Raw genomic sequence first — 22,210 nt, 5'->3', positions numbered from 1 at the left:
CTTATTTAGCAGAACCTATCCAGGTTCAGCAAAAGAGGTGGCTTTTTATTTAACGGACTATGAATCACGAAAAGATTAAACTCACAGACAATCTCACAACGGATAACTTCCCTTCTTTTATAACTCGGTTTGTTCCATCCCTTCAGTTCTTGTACGAGGAATCTTCACTCTCTACTCCTGTTACACAACCAAAGCCAGTTAAAGCGGTAGTCTTACCCAAGCGAAAGGATGAGGTCAGGATTACACCTTATGACTGGAGAAAGGAGGTAGCATGGGCAGCCCAGGCAGCACCAGCGGTGATATTCAGGTAAGCGAGGTTCGGATAATTCCCATTCGGTCAAGTGATGGACTTGTGGCATTTGCCAGTTGCATTATCAATAGGATGTTGAGGTTGGACAACATTGGAATCGTTAGTAAAGCTGATGGTTCGTATAGGCTTTCCTACCCCACGAAAAAGTTATCGAATGGACAGAATTATTACTACTTCTACCCTATAAGCAGGGAAGTTGGTGACGCTATCCAGAAATCTATAACGGAAAAGTTTGAGGAGCTGATTAAGGAAAGGATTAACTATGGAGACTACGAAGAATAAAGGCTATACACAGTTTGACCATCTCTACCTCGACTTTGTTAAAAAAGTCCTTAGTCCCTTGGCTTGGAAATTATTTTGCTCGGTAATGCGTGATTCCGTAGGATGGCAACGAGAATGGACAGAGTTACATAATCGTGACCATTGGGCAGAGGAAAACAACATGAGTACACGGACTTTATCAAGGATATTTAACGAGACAATTCCTAATTTTCTACTGATGGATGATGAGAGGGGAAATTCTTTACTAACCCCTATACAAAGAAAATTGGCTGGTAATGCAGGGATACTGGTGAGGATTAAGGTAAATCGCTCTAAGATACTTGAGTTGTACTTGGGACAAAATGTCTCGACTCCGTTAGGACAAATTGGCTCAACTACCACTGAGTCAGGACATAATGACTCTACCAGTCGAGACAAAATGGCACACACTAATATAAAGGATTATAAAAAGGATGATACTCCTAAAGGAGTACCAAAAGTTCCTTTTGGTGGCTTCTCTACTAAGGAGGAAAAGATAAATTACTTAAAGGCTCTACTCTCCATAGACGATAAGCAATTCTTAAAAGAGATGATTGATGAGTATCCAGAGATAGACACTGTCAAAGAGGCACGCAGGGCAGCTAAATGGATTAAGGAAAAAGGTGCAGCAAACATTTTGAGTAGAAAAAGGGTATTTGAGAAGTTTCTAAGTAGGAGAACCGCATTGCTTAGAACCCAAAAGGAAAGATATCGGATGCACCAAGAGGCAAAGCTGCTTGACCAATACTACGAGATTTTCCCAAGCAGAAAGCCCAAAGATATTGGAATCCTTATCAAGGAGGTTAGGTTATTCAAGGAACTATTGGCAAATAATTATACCGAGTATGAGGTGATTGAGGCTGCCAGGATATGGAGCGAACTGCCTCATATCAAGAAACAGGGTGGCAAACGGTTTGCCAGTTTCATAGATGCCTTACCTGGAATGGTTTTTTATGTGAGAAAAAACAAAACACTTGACTCTTAAACCTTAAAGTGATACTTTAAGGATGAGACTGTGAGTCACGAACTTTAATGACCATGAACAACGATTTAGATTTGACGATAAATAACCCACATTTGAGCGCACAGAAGATATTTGACCTTCTTGATGTAGCCGAAAGTACACGCATAGACTACAAGTATCGCATTGGACTATTTTTAGATTTTCTCCAGGGTAATGGATTTACTCATAACACATTCTTAGAATTTAAGAGATATTTGATAGGAAGGACTGATTTAAGCACCTCAACAAAGAATAAATATCTTGCTGCTGCCAGGATATTCCTCAAGGAGTTGAATCGACAAGGAGTATTACCAGTTGATATAACCCAAAACATAAAGACATTCACCCAAGAGAAAAAGCATAAAAGGACAGGGGTTAGCGAGATTGAAATGGCAAGGCTTGTAAGTTACCTCAGGTCTCTTGACCCTACTCCACAGAACACACGAGTCAAAGCGATAATGAGCCTACTGGCATTGCAGGGCTTGAGGCAAGTTGAAATTGTGAGGCTTGATGTAGAGGACTTGGATTTATCAAATATGACAGCACTAATCCAGGGAAAAGGCAGGGATGACAAAGAACCGATTGACCTACACCCTGAATCAGTAAGAGTGCTTTTGGATTACATAAAATCAAACAGAAAAGCCTCTGGTGCATTGTTTACTTCTATAAGCAACAACCGCAATAACCAGAGACTTACCACAAGAGCAATCAGGGAAATTGTGACTACTGTTCTCAAGGGTTTAGATATCGAGAAGTCCACACATGGGTTTAGGCACTACTTCACCACCAAGCTCATTAAGACATATAAAGGAGACTTGCTTGAGGTTGCACAATATACCAGACACCGCAGCTTAGAAATGTTGCAAGTGTACAACGATAGCATCAAGAAGCAAGCGGATTTGCCAAGGTATTACAACGCTTTTGATGGGGTTGCTTTTAGCGAAAGCCCACCTGAAGTTCCGATAATCATAAATACAGGAAGTTGAAATTATGGGAAGAAAAGTAGTTCCACCTAACATAGTATTTAAGCAAGTAGGCACTCCAGAGGAGATTGATAGGGCTTTGACGACTGCCTATAACCGCATCTTTACGATAGCAGCTCAGAACATTAGGGCTATGCGAGAAAAGGAACGCCTGGATAAAGATTTAGCAGTTGAGAACAAAGATGGGGGTAGGACAAATCCATAATAGCCAAGGGGGGTATGGGTTTCCAACCAACCATTAAATTTATGAGACTCTTTTATGGGTGGTAGTCCAGAACCAAAATGACATTTGGGACTGGTAAGGAAAAAATTTTGCGGAAAAAAATTATGAAAAAGGTTAAAGTTGGACAATTAGCATTAAAGGCAGGGGTGCTCCCTTCTACTATCCGTTACTACGCAAAAGAAGGCTTGCTTGAGGTGGTGGAAAAAACTCCTGGAGGTTACCAGTTATTTGATGAGGACAAGAGCCTAAAGATAATATCTGAAGTTAAAAGGTATCAGTCTAAAAGGCTTAGTATCACTGAAATTAAGGAAAGGATAGGTGGTAAGTAATGGCAATAGACCCAAAACCAGTAACAGATGTATTGACAAAAGGTGTAGAGGAAATCGCTAAAAGTGGGGCTTCTGAGGCAGGTTCAATGGTGGTCAAGGCTGCACTAAGTCCAGCGATTAAGTGGTTAAAGGATAAATGGAGACCTCACCAAAAGGAAGTCCAAAAGAAAGCTGAGGAAAACACACTACATTATCTGGAAGATATTGCAGAGAAAATTAAGAAAATTGAGGAATCAAGCAAAGACAACCCAGTTACTGCCGCATTAGTTAAGTCAGCGTTTAGAGACCCAGCTTTTTCTGCAACCTTCCAGGATGCATTATATGCAGCATCAAAGACATCGAATGAAGAAAGGCATAAATTATTAGCGAGGGTTATATCTGAGAGGCTAATTGCGAATGAGGATAGTCTAATATCTCTTGTGTCACCTCAAGCAATAGACTCAATTTCTAACTTGAGTCCAAAGCACATAAGGTACTTGGCGTTGGCTGTCACAATCTTCTCAATCAGACCACTGAATGTAAAGAAAGAACTATTAACCCCAGAGCAAATAAACACTGTGTCAAGGGACTGGTGGCTTAGACACCTGTCACCAATAATATCGAAGGCATCTCCACTAACACAGGTTGACATAATGCACTTAGTTGGCCTGTCATGCCTTAGCTTTGAATCTTTTATAGGAAGGGGTTTGGATGGGGTTTTGAAAGAACCCTTTGGCGAATGGGAAGCCCAGAAATTCATTAATGAGACCCAAGAAGGGAAAAAGTTAAAAGAGATATGGGAAAACTCTTTGCAGAAAATTGACCTAACATCAGTTGGTTCGATGATTGGCACTATTGCCCATGATGAGATTACAGGTCAAAGGACAGTAATAACTTGGTAACTTATGGAAAACACAAAACTGCTTAACAAATTAGGTCTAAATTCAGTTACACCGAAGGTTGAAATTGAGGAAGTAGAAGTAAGGGCAGCCTACTATATCCGAGTATCAACAGATGACCAGGCAGACCCTACAAAGGGAAGCCTCGATGAACAGAAAAAAAGGTGTTTGCAAGCGATAGACAACCACCACTGGAAGTTTGTTGATTTGGTTTTTAAGGATGTACAGAAAGGTCACCGCATCGAAAGCCGAGAGGGGTTGATGGCAATGATGGACGCTGCCAACAAAGGGGAATTTGATGTTTTAGTTGTGTATGACGCAGATAGGTTTAGCAGGGATAGGGATACAGCTTTACTTGTTAGGCAAACATTAAAAAAGAACTTTATCCAATTTTATTCCTATAACCAACCCAGGGAAATTGTTGACCCAAGACTCTATGACCCCCAGCAGGATGATTCAGAGGTTATCCATGAGGCGATAGTCGATATAAAAGCTGACATAGATGTTAAAGGTATAAGGAGAAAAGTAAGGCAAGGTGCGAGGAAGAGAGCTTTAAGGGGTGACCCTCACAATGTTCCTTATGGTTTAAACAAAGATTATAAGCGGATACATCCAACAGTAGAATTTGACATCTTGGTGAATGAGGCGCAGTCTGAGGTGGTAAAGAGAATATTCAAACACTTTGTCAGGGAGGATTATTCTTACCGCAAAATTTGCACTGTCTTGAACAAGGAAAAAATTCCAGCTCCTATGGGAGGGTTGTGGAGACCTCCCAGCGTTAGGAAAATCTTGGCAAACCCTTTTTATATAGGCATAGTAAGGCATAACCATAGACCTGTTTTCAGAGGTAAGCGAAAGCAAACCTCACCAGAAGAATGGATATTAGTGCCTAACGAGAAAATCCCAAAACTGATTGATGAAGATACATTCAAGGTAGCCCAGGAACGGATGAGACAGCGGTATATTTTCAGAGGCAGGGCTATTGCGAGTGAGGGATTATTAATACCTCTGGCATATTGCCACTGTGGGCACAGACTACACTACAAGCGACAAAACCCTACTCCCTCAACTCTCAAGAGGTCACCTAATGCCAAACCACGAATACACTATGGTTGTCCATGCAATCATATTAGCGGTGTCAAAGTCTGTCCATGCAACACTTACAAAATGTCAGCTGCTAAACTGGAAGGAGTGATAATACAGAGGATTCATGAATTGGCACAAAATGCTGAAGTTAAAGAAGCATTTGAGAGGTTATCGATTGATAAGTTTATTGAGAGCCTGAAGCATCAGGTTGCAGCCAAGAAAAAGGAAATCTTTAAGCTCAATTTTGCAAAAGATAGGTGGGACAGTGCATTTCAGGAGGGCTTTGTTACTCCTCAAACTTACTATGAACGCTCAAAAGAAGTTGAGATGGCACTAAAGACAGCCAAAGAAGAACTGACAAAATTAGAGCGTAGCCTTGCCTCTATAGAGGAAAACAATGCTTTACTTGATAAAAAGAGGAAGTTCCTTATGAAGTTTGACGAACACTTCAATAATGGGGATTTGGCTAAGAAAAAGAAGGTTTTGCAGCAATTCATAAAGAGGGTTGTTGTAGGAGACAAGGGTGAGGTTCATATAGAGTTTATTGTTGATGATGTATTAGATGGTGTCCTTGTTGAAAACAATGTACACCCCCACCCGTGTGGATATTACAAAGACCCCAAACGGCCATGTAAGTGTTTACCGGGACAGATCTCACGCTATGCTAAACGAATTTCCGGACCTCTTCTTGACAGAATCGATATTCATGTGTGGGTTCCATCGGTTGACACATACAAACTAATTGGAAAACAAACCAATGAAAACGAAAACTCGAAATCTATACAACGGCGAATACAAAAAGCACGGGATGCTCAACTAAAGAGGTTTAAGGGATTAAAAATTGTATCAAATGGCGAAATGAGTTCCAATACCGTGAAAGAATTTTGTCTGCTAAATGCTGACTGTCGAACAATACTAAGAAGTGCAATATCTTCCATGAATTTGTCAGCTCGAAGTTATTTTAAGGTAATAAAAATTTCCCGAACAATAGCGGATTTAGAAGAAACAAAGGAAGTATCTACCAATCATATAGCAGAGGCGCTGCAGTATAGACCAAAGGAGGATGTGTAGACAAAAGTCAATTGATTATAAATAAATAATTGGTTGGAATTTGCGGTAATGTCAAAACGGTATTGAAACAGGAAATAATAATTTCATAAAACCATAATTGTACATTTCTAATGATGTACGTTGGTCAAATACTTAGCACGTTTGATAATAATAATTAGATGGTAAAATTCCATAAAAGCTATGGACGGTAAGATTTTATTTCAAGGAGTGTTTCCAAAAGACAGTGTTTCTTGTACGTATAGCAGTGTATCGTCGCGAAAGATAGATAAAAATATTGAAAATAAAGCACAGCAGATCTGGCAATTGAAACTTGAAGAGGCGCTGAAAAACGGTAAAAAAATGTGGGATCAGCCAGTTTGTAGATTGGATGGGTATGTCATTCACGACAATAAATGTAAACTAGAATTTTCGACAGTTCCGTTTAGTATCAGATCTTCGATTGGAGATTTTACCGATGAATTAATAAGAAAGGGAGATGAATACTTGCCCATGGCGACTTATTCTTCAATTTTTATCGAGACAAGTAATGCCATGTTTGTATTTGGTGAAAAATCAGATTTTTTTGCAGCAAGTAGAAAGTATAGTTATATCGGTGGAGTATTTAACAAACCGCAACATAGAAAAGATGTTGATTTGTTCAAATCAGCTCAAAATGAAGTGCTCGAAGAAACGGGTGTGGTGGAAAGCGATATTGAGAAGATAGAATTAATCGGAGCGTTTAGAACAAAATCGTATAACGTCGCATTCATTTTTTACTGCAAATTGAAGTTGACAAAAGATGAAGTTGTTTCCCGATTTAAAAAGAGAAATGATTCAGAGTTGAAAAATTTATTTTTTGGTAATAAAGATGAAGTAAAAAATATTGGTATTAATATAATCGGCAAAGAATCGGAATTAATAGATATCTTCGATCAAAAGTATGCACGAGATTGCGTATTTTGATGATGATCAAAAAAACGTCGACGTTGCCAAAGCGTTAGGCATAGGTGCACGGCTTTATATATCACCTTCACAAATTGAGAAACTGATTATCAAATACTAAGATCCTTTGCGATGAGGTATTAATAACACGTCTTCACCTAAGGTACATATTTTGATACAAATAGGGTTATGACGTTAAACACACTGGTGTCATTGTTTTCGAACTTAGTCAGAGTCACACTTTTGTCGGGTTATCTGGCTTCGACTGCTGCTGCGATGAGTATCGTCTATCGAGAATATAAGATACGCATTCAAGGCAAGAAACGCTTTGATTGGTTGATACTTATCGGATTGTGGGCATTGACCGCGCTTTCTTGGGGATATATATATGCATTACTGTTTAAGCAAATAGGTTTTAGCGTTTTTAGTTTGTAATTTCTATAATAATTATCAATGAAAATTGTCGTACAAAGAGTACTTGAAGCATCGGTTAGTGTCGACGATGAAGTTGTTGGTGAAATTAATAAAGGGTTTTTTATACTTGTGGGTATTACTCAAAACGACACAGTGATTGATGCTAATATCCTTGCGGAAAAGATTGTGAAGTTAAGAATAATTTCAGATAGTGAGGGTAAAATGAATCTGTCTTTAATAGATGCGAACGAGTCGGTTTTGGTAGTTTCTCAATTTACGCTTTTTGCCAATACTAAAAAGGGTAATCGACCGTCGTTTGTTGATGCAGCCGATTCATCACATGCCGAAAAAATATATCGGTATTTTGTTGACAAACTAGTTGGATATGGTATAAACGTCAAGACTGGCAAGTTTGGTGAATATATGCAAATTAACACAACACTTGACGGTCCAGTTACGATAATAATTGATACCAAACAATGAATAAAATTGTATTTCAAAATGTGCTGAAAGTATTTTCCGGAGTTTTTACTCTGGTTCTTGCTATTGCTTTAATCGGTGCCACCTATACCTTGGGGTTTTACCAGGGAATAAATTATGGACAAGAGAAGTCTGATAACTTTTATGCTCAACAGGTTTCTTCTATTCTTAACGCCTTTACGAATATTGAAGTTACTCCAACACCGGTTGAAATTACGAATAATTTCAAAGAAGAAACAAAAGAAATCACTTATATTAGAAATTCAAACTGGGGGGGTCCTGATCTTTGGGATGCTGTCAATAAGAGGCGTCAAGAAATGGGCGTAAATCCGTTAAACCAGAAGGATGAATTGTGTACGATTGCATCGATTCGTTTGAATGAACTACTGGAACTTGGGAAATTAGATGGACACGAGGGTTTCAGTAATATGACCGAGAAACGCCCCGACCTGCAAAGTATTTTTAGTAATTATTCAACCGTAGCAGAATTTTTAGCAGCAGGAGGCGAAAGTCCTCAAGAAACTGTTTCGATGTGGGAGAATAGTTTGGGTCACAAAAAACTACTAACGGGTGGAGAATATGTGTGGGGGTGTATATATGCACAGAATTCCTTTGCTGTAGCTATCACCGCCTTCTAATTATGAAAATAGTGATCGAACACGAAGTATTGGGACATATTGATAAGAAACTCTACACTAAATTAAGTAAGCAATTAAAAGAACAATATGGACCACCCTCTATAAAAAAAAGAATTGCCATTTCTTTCTGGAATCCTGATATAAAAAACGTTGAAACAAGAATAAGGATTACAAATGGTGAAGCGGAGTTGATGCAGAAAGTGGGAGAATGGGAAAATAAGAAGTCGTTCAAGTTACAAGAAATATCTTGCCCGATTCGAGGCGGGGTGAACGAGATCTATTCATTATTTCTTATACTTTCCAATTTGTGTGAAACCGGTATAGCGCCCAGAATAATTCAACATAAAAATAAAATTTATTACTCTAAGGATTTTGAAATTAAATTATCAAAACAATTTGGTAGGTCCGAAAAATACCTTTTCGAAATAGAAAAAGTAGGAGAAAGAAGTTTGCAAGAATTTGTTAACAAGAACGGATTGGCAAAGTATATAAAGAAAACCGATGTTGATTTTTGGCTGAAGTGGAACGAAGACGTAAATTTGTCAATCGATTTGATATCCGAAAATGCATTAAAAAAGTTAATTACAAAATACTTAAGGTATACATGACTTTTTTACTGTCGTCAGTGTCACGGGCTTTTCAATGTTTCGATAGCGATAGTCGATATTTGCTCTTACGGGGTGCGTAGTTTGTTTTCTACCAGGAATTGTGTTAATTTTTTTCTCGTTGTGAATTGTCTCCCGATTGAAACAAACAATTTGTTGGTTTGGCTCCAGAATTGTTGGGGAAGGATTTTAAGTAATTCTATTTCCGTCTTTTCGGGGGTAGTTGTTTTTACCCAGCCTAGTAAATTGGCAATTTTATGTACATGCGTGTCAACCGCTATTGCGGGAATGCTAAATGCTCGATTTAAAACCAAGTTTGCCGTTTTTCTTCCAACGCCAGGTAAAGTCATTAGGTGGTTTCTGGTTTTCGGGATGCTACCGTTATACTTGTCGATAAGAATTTGAGATAGCATTTTAAGATGTCGTGCTTTTGTTTTGTAAAAGCCCACCGGATAAATCAACCTGGCTATTTCATGTTCTGTTAGTAGATTAAGCTTAGTTACAGTGTTTGCTTTAAGAAATAATCTATTTGCAGCTTTGAGCGTCGTTTCATCTTTGGTGCGAGAGGACAATAATGTAGAAACCAGAATCTTATACGGATCGCCAACAAATACTTCAAGCGGAACATGTTGATACTTGCTTCTAAATATTTTAAATACTTGTTCGTAATTCATGCGTTTAAATAACAAAAGGGAACCCGTATAAACGGAAATTCCCTTTCGCTTTTTGGGTAAAAACCCAAGAAAAAAGACCGACAGTTAGCCGCCGATCTTAAACATTTTTGTGCCACAAACTTCACAAGTTGCTTTTGTAGCTTTTTTACCGTTTTTCATGGTGTAAGGTTCTAAATCCTTACCTTCACGTTTCTCGCGGCATTTCACACAATACATTTTTTTATTTCCGTCCACAATTAATCACCTCCCCTCAGAGTTTAAAATAATTAAACTCGGTCTGCTTTATCGCAAAACCAAGTATATCACTAGCTCCAAACTCAAAATGAGGCTAGCTACAAATAATGTCTTAATTATATCTTTCTTGATTAAACCAAGTTTCTTGGCTTTTGCCAAAGAGACGGCATTTTTATTAGTTTTAATTAGGCTTGAGGTGTGCGTGGTATTTATTTTCTTTTCCCCCTTGACAGCTCCACTGCTCTTGTCGGAACTATCGTTTCCGGTCCAACTTACAGTAAATTGATGTTTGGCCAAACTCTTTTGTTTTCTTGTCCTGCGATGAGTCATTTGCAATTCGATTTATATCTCCTTGACACTAATTCTTCAAGATGTAAAAATGTTTGAGGTAATTATTTGCTCACCCTTGATGGATTTAACTGATTGCAGGGGATTTATTTTCGACAGAATAAATTACTAATCATATAAATATAAGTTGGATCAAAATATTGTTCTCTTTACATTAGTATATTTCTCGTTGTTGACGATATGGCTATTCGTAGCCAGTTATTTTTTGTATAAGACTTATGCGTCTATTAGTTTTTTGTCAAAAGGAGTAAATGTTTCCGACATTACAAAGGTATTGCATAAAATTTTCGAGAAAGAAAAAAATAACGACGAAAAAATAGCTAGAGTTGCACACGATTTAAATAACTTAACTCAGCAATCACTATTTGCTGTACAAAAGGTGGGAGTTGTCAGGTTCAATCCGTTCAAAGAACTTGGCGGAGATCACAGTTTTTCTTTGGCATTGCTTGATAAAGAAAATACGGGCATAATACTAACTGGATTGCATACGAGAGAGAGGACAAGAGTATACTTGAAAGACATAGAAAAAGGAAAAACCCAATACAGTCTTTCAAATGAAGAGAAAAAAGCGTTAAAATTAGCAATTAATAAATAACATGGAACATACATCAAAATTTTCTAAATTAACTTCATCAAAGGCCTTCATGATTTTTATAAGTTTTTTTGGCTTGTATCTTTTGTCCACCGGGAGTTCGTGGGCGGTTTTTTCATACTTAAACGGTGATCCTGAAGTTATTTACAATTCCGGGGATCTCGGAGACACCAGGTCGAAGATTGATTTAAGTAAACCCAAAACAGCCGAATGCCCCGTGAACGGGAAAATGTATACAGAGGCTGAAAAGAGTATTTGGGAAACAAGACGGCCAATCGCCGCAGTTATAGAAAATCATGAAGACTCGCGTCCTGTCGAAGGTCTCCATAGAGCAGATATTGTTTATGAAGCTGTGGCGGAAGGTGGAGTCACCAGACATCTGGCGATTTATTACTGTGGTGCCAGTGCCGAAGATGTCCGAGTAGCTCCGATCAGGTCGGCTAGAGTACATTTCGTCAATTGGGCAGCAGAATATGGAGATTACCCGATATTTGTTCATGTAGGAGGAGCGAATAACATATGTGGGAATTGTCCCGGTGGAGTGAAATACAAAGGACAAGTTGATCCACGCGTAAGAGCAATTGAGATGCTTGTCGATCTTGATTGGCGTAAGGCGCGTGGAAATGATTTTGATACCACCTATGACACAGGATTCCCTGTTCTTTTCAGAGATCCAGAGAGATTGGGTAAACCAATAGCCACAGAACATACAATGGTTTCCACAACAGATGCAATATTTGACCAAGCCAAAGATAGAGGTTTTTCCTTTAAGGACGATGAAGGAAATGAATGGTCTGACAACTACGAAGCTTGGTCTTTCGTTGACGAATCACCGCTTGCTTCTCCCAAAGCCTCAGATATCTCTTTTGAATTTTGGGCTGATTATAAGCAATATGGAGTTAGTTGGACGTATGACAAGGCATCCAATTCATATAAGCGTATTAATGGTGGTATTGAAGTGAAAGATCTCTCGAGCGGAGAGCAGGTTACGGCAAAAAACGTAGTTATTCAGTACGTGGAAGAGTTAGGTCCAGTTGATACAGAGAAACATATGTTTTACAAAACCGTCGGGACTGGTGAGGCAATTGTATTCCAAAATGGAGATGCAATAAAGGCTACATGGGAGAAAGAATCAACACGAGGAAGAACTAAATTTTACAACGAGGATGGCAAAGAAATTTCATTTGTACGAGGCGAAATTTGGATCGAAGGAATTCCGAGCACAAACGACGTTGAGTATTAAATGTTTATCGGAATTTCTTGTACGCCTGCCCCAATTAAATGGCTGATTTAAACGACATTATAACTTCACGGGTTAGGGTCAAACTCATAGAGCTTTTTTTGTCTGATGTAACGGAAATATATCATGTACGTGGGATAACACGAGAGACGGGTGAAGAGATAAATGCTGTCCGACGTGAACTTGACAGATTGGAAGATATTGGCCTTATTAAAAATGAAAATCGTGGCAACAGATTGTATTATTGGGTTAGAAAAGACTATCCTTACTTCGGTGATCTTTTATCAATTGTCGCCAAATCAAAGGGAATCGGCAAAGACATTATTGAAAATAAAAACAAAGTGGGAAATTTATCCTTTGTAATGTTCTCCGGAAAATTTGTTCGACGTAAGAAAAGAAAAAGGGAAGATGAAGTTGATATTCTTGTGGTTGGAAATGTAGTTTTACCTGAAATTGCTGCCTTGATACGCAAAGAAGAATCGACGAGAGGATTTGAAATTAACTATACTGTTATGAGCAGAGACGAATTTACTTTTAGAAAAAAGCGCCGTGATCCATTTCTTCTTGGGATATTAGCGGAAAGTCGTGTAATGATAATAGGAGATGAAGAAGATCTTATTGGTTAACCATGTTTACTCCACTAAAAAAAGTCATAATTATTTTTGTAATATCACTTATTGCGTGCTATATCAGTCTCCCAAGAGAGATGCGTGTAAATATCGGTCCGATTGACCGTACTGTCACAAGACATGATATAAATATCTCCTTAAATAACATAAACTTACAAAAAAACTTCGACTTAGCTTTAGGGCTTGATTTGGCAGGTGGAAGTCATCTCGTGTTTGAGGCGGATACGAGTAATCTCTCTGAGGATAAAAAATCTACTGCTTTAACTTCTTTGAAATCTGTTATTGAAAGTAGAGTAAATTTCTTTGGGATATCCGAACCCAACGTACAGAGTTCAACATTTGAAGGAAAAGATAGAATAATTGTCGAATTACCAGGTGTCAGTAACACAACCGAAGCTATTGATTTAATTGGGCAAACTGCACAACTTTCATTCGTTGAAGTGGTTGAAGGTGATGAGCCGAGTTTGGTGCCAACGGATTTGACAGGAGCAGATCTAAAAAGTTCTTATGTTACAAATGATAATGTTGACGCCAAACCGGTTGTAGCGCTGGAGTTCACGGAAGATGGCGCCAAAAAGTTTTCAGACATAACAGCAAGAAATGTCGGTAAAAGACTTGCAATGATTCTTGATAATGAAGTGGTTTCTGCACCGGTTGTGTCCGCACATATAACCAATGGAAGTGCCGTAATTGATGGAGAGTTTACACTTGAAAGTGCCAAGAATTTAACCATACAACTGAATGCAGGAGCACTTCCGGTACCAATTAAATTAGTAGAAGAGCGCACAGTAGGTGCAACTTTAGGCGCAGAGTCGGTAGAAAAAAGTGTAATGGCAGGCTTGGTCGGTTTGGGTGCGGTTTTAGTATTTATGGTTTTAGTGTATAAAAAATTTGGGTTAATTGCCGATGTTGGTTTGATTGTCTTTGGTGTAATCACGCTAGCGCTTTACAAACTTATTCCTGTTGTACTTACTTTGCCCGGAATTGCCGGATTTTTATTGTCGGTTGGGATGGCTGTCGATAGTAATATTTTAATCTTTGAACGTTTCAAGGAAGAAAAAGATAATCATTCTTATCTTGATGCAATGGAAATATCCTTTGGAAGAGCATGGGATTCAATCCGTGACGCGAATGTAGCCACACTGGTTACCGCATTTATTTTGGCAAATCCTTTAGATTGGTCGTTTTTGCATACCTCAGGACCAGTAAGAGGTTTTGCAATTACTCTGGCACTTGGTATTGCTATCAGTTTATTCACGGGAATAGTTGTTACTCGCAATTTATTAAGAGTATTTATTAAAGAAAAATAATATGAATTGGCTAAAATACAAATACGTTTATTTATCACTTTCTTTGGGTGTAATCGTGTTTTGTATATTTGCTCTTGTTTCGTGGAAACTAAAACTGGGTTTAGATTTTACGGGTGGAACATTAATTGAGTATAAATATGAAGGTGAAATATCAAGCGAAGATGCTATTAACGAATTTGCCATAAACGATGTCGAGGTTAATTCAATTCAACAAACAGGTGATAACACTTATTTGTTTCGACTCAAAGCAATATCTCAAGACCAAAAAATTAAAGTTGATAAAATATTTAAAGAAAATATTTTTAAAGGTGAATCAAGTGAGCAAAGATTTGAAACCGTTGGGCCGTCGATCGGACCTGAACTCATTAAAAAGACGGCTTATGCAGCTTTGTTTGCCGCAATTGTTATTTTGCTTTGGGTTGCGTATCAATTCAAAAGTATCAAGTTTGGATTGAGCGCGATACTTGCCATGTTTCATGATAGCTTTATATTGATTGGCGCCTTTTCTGTTCTAGGAAAATATTTTGGAGCCGAGGTTGATTTTCTTTTTGTAACTGCGCTTTTAACGACTCTCTCTTTTTCGGTTCATGACACTATAGTCGTCTTTGACAGAATAAGGGAAGTGAAAAGAAACAACGGCGGAGAGTTGGAAGAAATTGCCAACATAGCATTGACGGAAACAATGGTGCGTTCATTGAACAATTCACTGACAATTATTTTTATGCTTTCATCGTTATTGCTTCTCGGAGGAATTACGATTAAGTGGTTTGCTGTTGCACTTTTGATCGGTACAGTATTGGGAACATATTCTTCGCCATTTATTGCCGTTCCACTACTTATAGTATTTAACAACATAATCGAAAAATACAAAAAAACTAAGAAATAATTTTTCTAATATCTTTTATACAAATCCACGCTGACATAGCACCAAAGCCTGTTTTGTCGATGTTGAACGCTTCAACTTTTTTTACGTTTGAAAAGCTTATAAATATTGCATATCTTTTATTTGTTATATATATTTTCACCTCGTCTGGTATTGTGCTAATTCCCAAGTCCTTTTTGGCATATTGTTTCATTATCCGCATCGCATGTGCGTTTGTTTTTACGACAAACTGCACAACATCGGTTACTTCGGCCAAAACCTCGATTGGACTTGAAGAATTCTTGAAATATAACGTATCACCGATATTTACTTTGTCCCAGGGGTTTCGTCGTGTTGTGTACCACCTGCTTTCGACGGTTTTCTCTCCACCCAATATTTTGGGAATTAAGTGCCATTGTGGTTTCATTATTGCTATGTGATCCATGTTGCAATAATCATAACATCTTGTTATGTTTAATTGGTGAAAAGAAGATTATTATTTGTTGTCGTTTTGTTTATTCTTGCAAGTGTATTTGGAATAAATACATCTGAATTATTTGAAGACGACATGCTTCTTACTACTGATATTGACCAAATTAATGTATCTCAAGATGTATTGAATGCTCAAACACAAGAAGCTCTAGTAACCCGCGTAATTGATGGAGACACAATAGAATTGGAAACCGGAGAGAAGGTAAGATATATAGGTATAGATACACCGGAAACGAATGATCCGCAAAGTAAAACCGAGTGCTTCGGGAAAGAAGCAAAGGAATTCAACAGAAAGTTGGTTGAAGGACGAAAGGTGAGATTAGAAAAAGACATATCAGATACAGATAGGTATGGAAGGTTGTTGAGATATGTTTATGTAGAAAATATTTTTGTAAACTTGCACATCGTTGATCAAGGTTATGCGTATGCAACGAGTTATCCACCCGATGTTTATCACCAAACCGAGTTCCTGCATGCGCAAAAAACGGCTCGGGAAAATCTTCTTGGATTATGGGAGATGTGTGAGAAATACTAAGTAAAAAGCAGGACGAAAAACCCAAAAAAGATAAGTACGATGGAGAAGAATAATACGAAAAATAAAACATAGAAGAGTAAAGAATAAGCCTCACTTTCACTGTGAGTTATTTTTAATAATCCAGATAAGATAAACAGAAAAACACCATAAAACGCAATTTTGAAGTACGCCGGTAAATAATAAGCAAGAAATGGGAGTTGGGGAACGGTTAGATAATAAATTAGAAATTTATCAATTCTCGCTGTAAGGTACGCATCGAATAAACATATCGGTTTAATTAAACGACTTAGGGAGTCAAATATTAATTCTAAAGTCATTTCAAATATTTACTAATTTCTTTGATTAAAGCATCCCTTTCGTTTTCTAGTTCTTTGTTTACAACTTTTTCAAAAAGTTCTTGTAAAATTAATCCAACTTTTGGTCCGGGTTGAATTTTTAGTATTTCCATAATATCGTTTCCTGATATTTTAATATCGCGTATAGCGAAAGGTTGTTTTTGAACTTCAACAATACGTTTTTTGAATTCTTCGGTTCTCCAAGAAGTCTCCGTAGCACCTCCGCCCAGTCTGTCGGCTGTTCTGAGATCGAGCATATTGTTAACGTTTGATAAACCAACATTTACAATAAATCTCCGAATCGCTTTGTCGGTTTGATTTTCGTTTACACTAAACTGATGGAAACGGACTAACTTCCACAAAATATCTTTATCTTTGTTGGAAAGCCTCAAGCGGTCGGAAATATTTTTTGCCATCTTCGCCCCAAGTACTTCATGGTTATAGAAAGTGATTACACCACTATCTAATTTTTTATAAGTTTGTGCTTTTCCGATATCATGAATGAGTGTTGCAAACCTGACTATCGGATTGTTGGACGGACAATATTTTAAAGACATCAATAAGTGCGTCCCCACGTCATATATATGGTGTCTTCCCGGAGATTTTTGTTCTACACCAAAACATTTTTCGAGTTCGGGAAGTATTTCTTCCAACAAACCAACCTCTTTAAACAGTAACATGCCATTATAAGCATGGGGTGAAGATATTAGTTTGAGAAATTCGTCACGTACTCGCTCTTTGGCGATATTGTGTATCCTTGATTTGTTGGCATATATCGCATTTTTCGTTGCACTCTCAATTTTGAAATTAAGTTCACTGGCAATTCTAATCGCACGCATCATCCTTAGGGCATCTTCGGCGAAACGTTCATTAGCGTCTCCCACGGCTTTAATAATTTTATTTTCCAAATCATCGTGACCGGAAAAATAGTCGATCACTTCAAAGTTATTCCCTTTCACATGTTTTAATGCGAGTGCATTAATTGTGAAATCGCGTCTTTTTACATCTTCCAGTAATGTTTTGCCCCACGTGACGGTGTCGGGACGCCTTGAATCTGTATAGCCATGTTCAGTACGAAATGTCGTAATTTCCAATGGTTTTTCATTGTCTTTGTAAGAAATACCGACCGTACCAAATACGTTATCGTAAAACGAATCCGGAAAGAGATTTTGTATGTCTTGCGGTGTGGCGTTTGTGGTGAAGTCCCAATCATTGGTATCTTTTTTCATTATTGCATCTCTGACACTTCCACCAACGATATAGATTTCGTAACCGGCATTTTTGGTAACTTCCAAAACATTTTTAACCTCATCAGGAATATTAATTTCCATTGCTTTATTATACATACTAATCAAAACTGTTATTGAGATATTTTTTTAATTAATAGGATATGTGCGAAAAATACAACTTAATAATTCAATCTTTAATTATTAATGTGTGACTTTCTATCATTATGTAAACATGCAGTATGTTTTTAAAAATTAATTTTGGAAAATTTCTAAACACTAAGATGTATACCACTTTAACAAACTTTGTAGAAAAATACGTACCTTTAGTGCTTAATTCGCATGCAGCAAATAAACTAACTTTCTAGAAATCTATAGACTTTTTAGTCACCATTAGACATTCAAGAAATTATTTACTGGTGTGTGTGAAATCAACTTCTCGTTTCCGATTGGGAATGTTTAGGTGCATTAATTAATAACATGTCTTAATTACCTAATCTGTTATAGTAGAGATCATGACAAAGATGCGAAAAAAATGGATTGTTGTTGGGAAAAGTAAAAAACTTCCAGCGAAACTAAATAAAGAAGACGTTATTAATATTTTGCTAGCGAATCGAGATTTGAATACGGATAAAAAAAGACGTGAATTTTTCAATAGCGTTGACCCAACTTTAGTACCTCTTAAAGATGTTGGTTTAAATCCAAAAGAAGTTGGGCAAGCAATAGGCAGATTGATACAAGCAAAAGACAAAAGGGAAAAAATTGTTATCTTTGGAGATTATGATGCCGATGGTGTGTGTGCGACGGCAATCCTCTGGGAAACGCTATATCGGATGGGTTTTGATGTTAGTCCGTATATACCTGATCGCTTTTCGGAAGGATACGGTCTAAAAAGCAAAAGTATACAGGAAATGAAAAAAGATGACGAAAACTTCAAGGTTTTACTGACAGTCGACAACGGAATCGTTGCTAACGATGCTGTCGCAAAGTGCAATGAATTGGGGATCGATGTAATAATTACGGATCATCATGAACCAGGTGAAAAATATCCCGAGGCACATTCGATCATTCATACACAACAAGTAAGTGGGGCAGCTGTTGCGTGGTTTTTTGCACGCGAGATATCCAATTCGATCGGTGACAAAAAAGTAACCGGTTTGGATTTGGCTGCTATTGGAACAATTAGTGATCAAATGCCTCTTTTTCGGGTAAATCGATCGATTGTCAAATATGGTCTTGAAATACTCAATGAAAATACGCGTTTGGGCTTGTCAAAAATTTATGAAGAAGCGGGCATTAAAGTAGGTGAGATAGATTCCTTTACAATCGGTTTTGTAATTGGCCCGCGCATTAATGCTATGGGACGTCTGGAACACGCGATCGAATCGCTCAGGTTATTGTGTACCACCAGTAGCGCCAGAGCAAAAGAATTAGCATCTCGTTTATCGGTTACAAATACCCGCCGTCAAAATATAGTCAGTAAGGTACTTGATCATGCCAAGATGACACTTGACGAAAACAAAATTGAAAACATTATTGTTATTGCCGACGAGAAATATCACGAAGGAGTTGTGGGACTTGCGGCATCGAAGTTAGTCGAAGAATTTTACAGGCCTTCGATAGTATTTTCCATGGGCAAGAAATACTCAAAAGCAAGTGCTCGTTCGGTTGAAGGTTTTAATATTATTAAAGCAATAAGAAGTGTCAAGAAAATAAAGATTGAAGCCGGAGGACATCCAATGGCGGCAGGTGTGACAATTTTAACGAAAGATCTTGTCAAATTTAAAAATGGCTTGGCTAAATACGCAATGAAGCATTTAACGGAAGAAATGTTAATTCCAACCGCAATTATTGATATTGAGATAGACTTTACATTGCTGGATTGGGATTTCTTGCGTGAAATAAAATGTTTTAAACCAACTGGAGCCGGAAATAGCGATCCAATATTTATTACCAAAAATGTTGAGGTGTGGAACGCTCGTACTATCGGGAAGGAGGACAAACATTTGAAACTTAAATTGACAAAAAATACTATTACTCTTGATGGAATTGGTTTTGGGTTAGGCAATATGATTAGTCAATTCAAAGACAACACTAAGGTTGATATTGTGTATTGTTTTGAAGATAATAACTTCAATGGAATGAAGAGTTTGCAGATTAGACTACTTGACATAATAAAGATATATGAATGAACAAATAGAAAAAAGATTTACTGATTTGACAGCTTTAGTTAAAACTTATAATAAGTTTGATGTATTGAAGTTGACAAAAACGTGGGAGTTCGCGAAAATTGCGCACGAGGAACAAAAAAGAAAAAGCGGTGAATTGTTTGTTTTACATCCATTGGAAGTTGCTATTATTCTCGCTCAGTGGAAGTTAGACGAATCGACAGTATTAGCAGGATTGTTGCACGACACGATCGATGATGGTGCCGCCAAACGAGATGATTTAGTCAATGAATTCGGTCAAGACATTGCAAATTTGGTTGACGGTGTTACCAAAGTATCGGATTATAAGTTGCGAGGCAACAAAGAAGTGGAAAGCATTGAGAACTTACGAAAGCTAATATTGGTAATGGCAAGAGACCTCAGAGTGGTTTTTGTAAAGATTGCCGACAGACTTCATAACATGCGAACCCTTGAATATTTACCTATAGATAAACAAAAACGTGTAGCGCGCGAAACCTTGAATATTTATGCGCCCCTTGCTGAAAGGCTTGGTATGGGAGAGATAAACGGTGAATTGAATGACTTGGCGTTTAGGTATCTGTATCCGACTGATTATGACAAGGTGGAAGCCAAATCGAAGTTGGTATACAAAGAAGCGGAAAGACAGATAAGAAAAATGCGTTCCGTGATATTAACACATCTTTCAAAAGAAAATATCAAACCTACTGTTATCGGACGAGAAAAAAGGTTATATTCATTATGGAAAAAACTTCAACGGGAAGAGATAAATTGGGATTATTCAAAAATACACGATATCGTGGCTCTTCGCATAATTGTGGACAAACCGGAGGAATGTTATTTGGCTTTAGGTCTGGTTCACAAACATTATAAACCGGTTCCGTACTTGGGAATTTCTGATTACATAGCTCAACCGAAACCCAACGGATATCAGTCAATTCACACAAAGGTCTTTGGACCCGGTGGGCGTATTACCGAAGTGCAAATAAGAACACATACTATGCACAAACAAGCGGAATTTGGAGCCGCATCACATATATCCTATAACGAGATGAAAAGTAAGGGTGTAAGCGATGAGTTTTTGGAAACACAAGGTACGAGTACAAAACAAATAAACAAATTATCCTGGGTGAAAGAACTTGTAAAATGGCAAAAGGAATTAACCGACTCCGAAACATACATAGAAGCCTTGAAATTTGATGCTTTAATGCATCGAATTTTTGTATTTTCTCCCCAAGGTGATGTTTATGACTTACCTGCAAATTCAACTCCTGTTGATTTTGCATATGCGGTACATTCGGATCTTGGTAAATATATAAAGTCAATTAAGGTAAACGGTAAAATAGCATCGCTGTCTCATAAGCTATCAAACGGAGATGTTGTTGAAATAACTAAAACAAAAAACCCTCAAAAACCCAATAAAGACTGGGAAAGATTTGTTAAAACTATAAAAGCTAGAAATAAAATCCGCAAGGAATTAGCGAAAAAGTAATACTTATGTATTCAAATAAGCAAACTGCACTTGTTGATAGTATACGATATCACCACGGTATTTTTGCTTTTTGTATATGTTTATAATCTAGCGCTAAATTCTAAACGACCTGGTTTTGCTTCCGGTTGAAGTAATTGTGATTTCTACTGTCTCATTTTTACTGTGCACGTCTGGTGGAACCCATAAATTATACTTTAGAGTTAGTCCATTAAGTCCAATTACTTTCGCCGCGGTGTAACTAGGTTTAAGTCCTATGGTGGGCGGTAACACAATGCGCGCACCCTCAATGGTATGTGCTATCTGAGTACCCGCAAGATAAAGTTCTTTACATGCTTCCAATACACCACCATCTAAATTATGAAATGGGGTGTAGGGATTAGTAATATGACTGACACTATTTATTATTAACCCCCAAGCATTCTCGACAATTACTTGTTGTCTGGGTGATAGTACAAGTGCACTTTTGTTACCGTCCTCACCAATAAATTTCCATGGATATTCTGAAAAAAACCGCGAACCCGAGTGTTGGATGCAAGGTGTAGTAGGTACAATAATTCCGTTAACTATGGTGAAACCATCTTCGGGTAATCCAAAGGTAGCTTTAGCCCTTTCCAGTAAAAGAATTGATTCAAGTATTTCCTTCATAAAAATAAAAAACCCCTCGTAATTCGAGAGGTTTGACAACAATCATGTTAAATCTCTCGTTTACGTTTGAAAGCAACAAGTGAGAGAATTAATCTTTGTGACTTTGTGCATAGATTGATATTATAGTATATTTTAATATCAATTTAAAAATTCAATGGATCGTTTACGC

At 37.6% G+C, this 22,210-nt stretch carries 27 protein-coding genes; 20 read left to right on the top strand and 7 right to left on the bottom strand.

Going from position 1 to position 22,210, the window contains the following annotated elements; translation table 11 throughout:
* Positions 1-271: 271 nt before the first annotated feature.
* From IPM62_05965 to IPM62_05910, 12 genes are all read left to right on the top strand, one after another.
* Positions 272-592 (top strand): SpoVG family protein, encoded by a 321-nt coding sequence (locus IPM62_05965; GenBank protein QQS38894.1) that lies wholly within the window; start codon positions 272-274, stop codon positions 590-592.
* Between the two features lie 85 nt (positions 593-677).
* Entirely contained in the window at positions 678-1,595 is a 918-nt protein-coding gene (locus IPM62_05960) for a hypothetical protein (GenBank protein QQS38893.1), read from the top strand.
* Positions 1,596-1,642: 47 nt separating this feature from the next.
* A complete protein-coding gene (locus tag IPM62_05955; protein ID QQS38892.1) occupies positions 1,643-2,599 on the top strand; it encodes a tyrosine-type recombinase/integrase in 957 nt (318 codons plus the stop codon).
* 4 nt (positions 2,600-2,603) lie between these two features.
* Positions 2,604-2,801 carry a hypothetical protein gene (locus IPM62_05950; protein QQS38891.1) on the top strand — a complete coding sequence of 66 codons (198 nt, stop codon included), beginning with the start codon at positions 2,604-2,606 and terminating at the stop codon, positions 2,799-2,801.
* Positions 2,802-2,878: 77 nt separating this feature from the next.
* Positions 2,879-3,148: a MerR family DNA-binding transcriptional regulator gene (locus IPM62_05945; GenBank protein QQS38890.1), complete on the top strand. Its 270-nt coding sequence runs from the start codon at positions 2,879-2,881 to the stop codon at positions 3,146-3,148.
* Entirely contained in the window at positions 3,148-4,029 is an 882-nt protein-coding gene (locus IPM62_05940; protein QQS38889.1) for a hypothetical protein, read from the top strand. Before IPM62_05945 ends, IPM62_05940 begins: the two co-directional genes overlap by 1 nt.
* A gap of 3 nt (positions 4,030-4,032) precedes the next feature.
* On the top strand, positions 4,033-6,183 hold the full coding sequence (locus IPM62_05935) for a recombinase family protein (protein QQS38888.1): 2,151 nt from the start codon (positions 4,033-4,035) through the stop codon (positions 6,181-6,183).
* A 180-nt stretch (positions 6,184-6,363) separates the two neighbouring features.
* Positions 6,364-7,125, top strand: coding sequence for a hypothetical protein (locus IPM62_05930; GenBank protein QQS38887.1), 762 nt, complete (start codon positions 6,364-6,366; stop codon positions 7,123-7,125).
* Between the two features lie 168 nt (positions 7,126-7,293).
* Positions 7,294-7,539: a hypothetical protein gene (locus IPM62_05925; protein ID QQS38886.1), complete on the top strand. Its 246-nt coding sequence runs from the start codon at positions 7,294-7,296 to the stop codon at positions 7,537-7,539.
* A gap of 18 nt (positions 7,540-7,557) precedes the next feature.
* Positions 7,558-8,001, top strand: a complete 444-nt coding sequence (locus tag IPM62_05920; GenBank protein QQS38885.1) for a D-tyrosyl-tRNA(Tyr) deacylase — start codon at positions 7,558-7,560, stop codon at positions 7,999-8,001.
* Positions 7,998-8,636, top strand: a complete 639-nt coding sequence (locus tag IPM62_05915) for a hypothetical protein (protein QQS38884.1) — start codon at positions 7,998-8,000, stop codon at positions 8,634-8,636. Before IPM62_05920 ends, IPM62_05915 begins: the two co-directional genes overlap by 4 nt.
* A gap of 2 nt (positions 8,637-8,638) precedes the next feature.
* Positions 8,639-9,244, top strand: coding sequence for a hypothetical protein (locus IPM62_05910; protein ID QQS38883.1), 606 nt, complete (start codon positions 8,639-8,641; stop codon positions 9,242-9,244).
* Positions 9,245-9,309: 65 nt separating this feature from the next.
* Here IPM62_05910 and IPM62_05905 read toward each other — a convergent pair whose 3' ends face one another.
* From IPM62_05905 to IPM62_05895, 3 genes are all read right to left on the bottom strand, one after another.
* A complete protein-coding gene (locus IPM62_05905; protein ID QQS38882.1) occupies positions 9,310-9,915 on the bottom strand; it encodes an endonuclease III in 606 nt (201 codons plus the stop codon).
* An 84-nt stretch (positions 9,916-9,999) separates the two neighbouring features.
* On the bottom strand, positions 10,000-10,149 hold the full coding sequence (locus tag IPM62_05900; protein ID QQS39598.1) for a hypothetical protein: 150 nt from the start codon (positions 10,147-10,149) through the stop codon (positions 10,000-10,002).
* 48 nt (positions 10,150-10,197) lie between these two features.
* Entirely contained in the window at positions 10,198-10,479 is a 282-nt protein-coding gene (locus IPM62_05895; protein ID QQS38881.1) for a hypothetical protein, read from the bottom strand.
* Between the two features lie 145 nt (positions 10,480-10,624).
* Between IPM62_05895 and IPM62_05890 the strand changes: the two genes are divergently transcribed.
* From IPM62_05890 to secF, 5 genes are read left to right on the top strand one after another with little or no spacing between them, the layout of a single operon-like run.
* Complete coding sequence (locus IPM62_05890; GenBank protein ID QQS38880.1) at positions 10,625-11,092, top strand: DUF4446 family protein; 468 nt, start codon at positions 10,625-10,627, stop codon at positions 11,090-11,092.
* A gap of 1 nt (position 11,093) precedes the next feature.
* Positions 11,094-12,332, top strand: a complete 1,239-nt coding sequence (locus IPM62_05885; protein QQS38879.1) for a DUF3048 domain-containing protein — start codon at positions 11,094-11,096, stop codon at positions 12,330-12,332.
* A gap of 38 nt (positions 12,333-12,370) precedes the next feature.
* Positions 12,371-12,955: a hypothetical protein gene (locus tag IPM62_05880; GenBank protein ID QQS38878.1), complete on the top strand. Its 585-nt coding sequence runs from the start codon at positions 12,371-12,373 to the stop codon at positions 12,953-12,955.
* Positions 12,956-12,957: 2 nt separating this feature from the next.
* Positions 12,958-14,268, top strand: coding sequence for a protein translocase subunit SecD (gene secD, locus IPM62_05875; GenBank protein ID QQS38877.1), 1,311 nt, complete (start codon positions 12,958-12,960; stop codon positions 14,266-14,268).
* Between the two features lies 1 nt (position 14,269).
* The gene (gene secF / locus IPM62_05870; GenBank protein QQS38876.1) at positions 14,270-15,154 is read left to right on the top strand and encodes a protein translocase subunit SecF; all 885 of its coding nucleotides are present in this window, start codon (positions 14,270-14,272) and stop codon (positions 15,152-15,154) included.
* Here secF and IPM62_05865 read toward each other — a convergent pair.
* On the bottom strand, positions 15,144-15,575 hold the full coding sequence (locus IPM62_05865; GenBank protein QQS38875.1) for a hypothetical protein: 432 nt from the start codon (positions 15,573-15,575) through the stop codon (positions 15,144-15,146). The genes secF and IPM62_05865 overlap by 11 nt on opposite strands.
* A gap of 36 nt (positions 15,576-15,611) precedes the next feature.
* Between IPM62_05865 and IPM62_05860 the strand changes: the two genes are divergently transcribed.
* Positions 15,612-16,157, top strand: coding sequence for a thermonuclease family protein (locus IPM62_05860; protein QQS38874.1), 546 nt, complete (start codon positions 15,612-15,614; stop codon positions 16,155-16,157).
* Here the strand turns inward: IPM62_05860 and IPM62_05855 are convergent.
* The gene (locus tag IPM62_05855) at positions 16,154-16,474 is read right to left on the bottom strand and encodes a hypothetical protein (protein ID QQS38873.1); all 321 of its coding nucleotides are present in this window, start codon (positions 16,472-16,474) and stop codon (positions 16,154-16,156) included. The genes IPM62_05860 and IPM62_05855 overlap by 4 nt on opposite strands.
* The gene (locus IPM62_05850; protein QQS38872.1) at positions 16,471-17,823 is read right to left on the bottom strand and encodes an HD domain-containing protein; all 1,353 of its coding nucleotides are present in this window, start codon (positions 17,821-17,823) and stop codon (positions 16,471-16,473) included. Before IPM62_05850 ends, IPM62_05855 begins: the two co-directional genes overlap by 4 nt.
* A 410-nt stretch (positions 17,824-18,233) precedes the next feature.
* Between IPM62_05850 and recJ the strand changes: the two genes are divergently transcribed.
* Both recJ and IPM62_05840 read left to right on the top strand, forming a co-directional pair.
* Entirely contained in the window at positions 18,234-19,910 is a 1,677-nt protein-coding gene (recJ, locus tag IPM62_05845) for a single-stranded-DNA-specific exonuclease RecJ (protein ID QQS38871.1), read from the top strand.
* On the top strand, positions 19,903-21,396 hold the full coding sequence (locus IPM62_05840; protein ID QQS38870.1) for a bifunctional (p)ppGpp synthetase/guanosine-3',5'-bis(diphosphate) 3'-pyrophosphohydrolase: 1,494 nt from the start codon (positions 19,903-19,905) through the stop codon (positions 21,394-21,396). The genes recJ and IPM62_05840 overlap by 8 nt, the downstream gene beginning before the upstream one ends.
* 93 nt (positions 21,397-21,489) lie before the next feature.
* Here the strand turns inward: IPM62_05840 and IPM62_05835 are convergent, their stop codons facing one another.
* Positions 21,490-22,041: a hypothetical protein gene (locus IPM62_05835; GenBank protein QQS38869.1), complete on the bottom strand. Its 552-nt coding sequence runs from the start codon at positions 22,039-22,041 to the stop codon at positions 21,490-21,492.
* Between the last annotated feature and the right edge of the window lie 169 nt (positions 22,042-22,210).

It is taken from the genome of Candidatus Woesebacteria bacterium (assembly GCA_016700095.1).
Taxonomy (GTDB): domain Bacteria; phylum Patescibacteriota; class Microgenomatia; order UBA8517; family UBA8517.
Note: the sequence above shows the minus strand (reverse complement) of the source record. Positions and strands in the feature narration are given on the sequence as shown.

Excerpts from the sequence above, each read along its gene's own strand:
- IPM62_05965 (QQS38894.1), top strand. The coding sequence starts at position 272 with ATGGGCAGCCCAGGCAGCACCAGCGGTGATATTCAGGTAAGCGAGGTT.
- IPM62_05850 (QQS38872.1), bottom strand. The coding sequence starts at position 17,823 with ATGGAAATTAATATTCCTGATGAGGTTAAAAATGTTTTGGAAGTTACC.
- secD (QQS38877.1), top strand. The coding sequence starts at position 12,958 with ATGTTTACTCCACTAAAAAAAGTCATAATTATTTTTGTAATATCACTT.
- IPM62_05925 (QQS38886.1), top strand. The coding sequence starts at position 7,294 with ATGACGTTAAACACACTGGTGTCATTGTTTTCGAACTTAGTCAGAGTC.
- IPM62_05905 (QQS38882.1), bottom strand. The coding sequence starts at position 9,915 with ATGAATTACGAACAAGTATTTAAAATATTTAGAAGCAAGTATCAACAT.
- IPM62_05930 (QQS38887.1), top strand. The coding sequence starts at position 6,364 with ATGGACGGTAAGATTTTATTTCAAGGAGTGTTTCCAAAAGACAGTGTT.
- IPM62_05935 (QQS38888.1), top strand. The coding sequence starts at position 4,033 with ATGGAAAACACAAAACTGCTTAACAAATTAGGTCTAAATTCAGTTACA.
- IPM62_05885 (QQS38879.1), top strand. The coding sequence starts at position 11,094 with ATGGAACATACATCAAAATTTTCTAAATTAACTTCATCAAAGGCCTTC.
- IPM62_05880 (QQS38878.1), top strand. The coding sequence starts at position 12,371 with ATGGCTGATTTAAACGACATTATAACTTCACGGGTTAGGGTCAAACTC.
- IPM62_05865 (QQS38875.1), bottom strand. The coding sequence starts at position 15,575 with ATGGATCACATAGCAATAATGAAACCACAATGGCACTTAATTCCCAAA.
- IPM62_05920 (QQS38885.1), top strand. The coding sequence starts at position 7,558 with ATGAAAATTGTCGTACAAAGAGTACTTGAAGCATCGGTTAGTGTCGAC.
- IPM62_05955 (QQS38892.1), top strand. The coding sequence starts at position 1,643 with ATGACCATGAACAACGATTTAGATTTGACGATAAATAACCCACATTTG.
- IPM62_05895 (QQS38881.1), bottom strand. The coding sequence starts at position 10,479 with ATGACTCATCGCAGGACAAGAAAACAAAAGAGTTTGGCCAAACATCAA.
- IPM62_05950 (QQS38891.1), top strand. The coding sequence starts at position 2,604 with ATGGGAAGAAAAGTAGTTCCACCTAACATAGTATTTAAGCAAGTAGGC.
- IPM62_05915 (QQS38884.1), top strand. The coding sequence starts at position 7,998 with ATGAATAAAATTGTATTTCAAAATGTGCTGAAAGTATTTTCCGGAGTT.
- IPM62_05835 (QQS38869.1), bottom strand. The coding sequence starts at position 22,041 with ATGAAGGAAATACTTGAATCAATTCTTTTACTGGAAAGGGCTAAAGCT.
- IPM62_05840 (QQS38870.1), top strand. The coding sequence starts at position 19,903 with ATGAATGAACAAATAGAAAAAAGATTTACTGATTTGACAGCTTTAGTT.
- IPM62_05910 (QQS38883.1), top strand. The coding sequence starts at position 8,639 with ATGAAAATAGTGATCGAACACGAAGTATTGGGACATATTGATAAGAAA.
- IPM62_05940 (QQS38889.1), top strand. The coding sequence starts at position 3,148 with ATGGCAATAGACCCAAAACCAGTAACAGATGTATTGACAAAAGGTGTA.
- secF (QQS38876.1), top strand. The coding sequence starts at position 14,270 with ATGAATTGGCTAAAATACAAATACGTTTATTTATCACTTTCTTTGGGT.
- recJ (QQS38871.1), top strand. The coding sequence starts at position 18,234 with ATGACAAAGATGCGAAAAAAATGGATTGTTGTTGGGAAAAGTAAAAAA.
- IPM62_05945 (QQS38890.1), top strand. The coding sequence starts at position 2,879 with ATGACATTTGGGACTGGTAAGGAAAAAATTTTGCGGAAAAAAATTATG.
- IPM62_05960 (QQS38893.1), top strand. The coding sequence starts at position 678 with ATGCGTGATTCCGTAGGATGGCAACGAGAATGGACAGAGTTACATAAT.
- IPM62_05855 (QQS38873.1), bottom strand. The coding sequence starts at position 16,474 with ATGACTTTAGAATTAATATTTGACTCCCTAAGTCGTTTAATTAAACCG.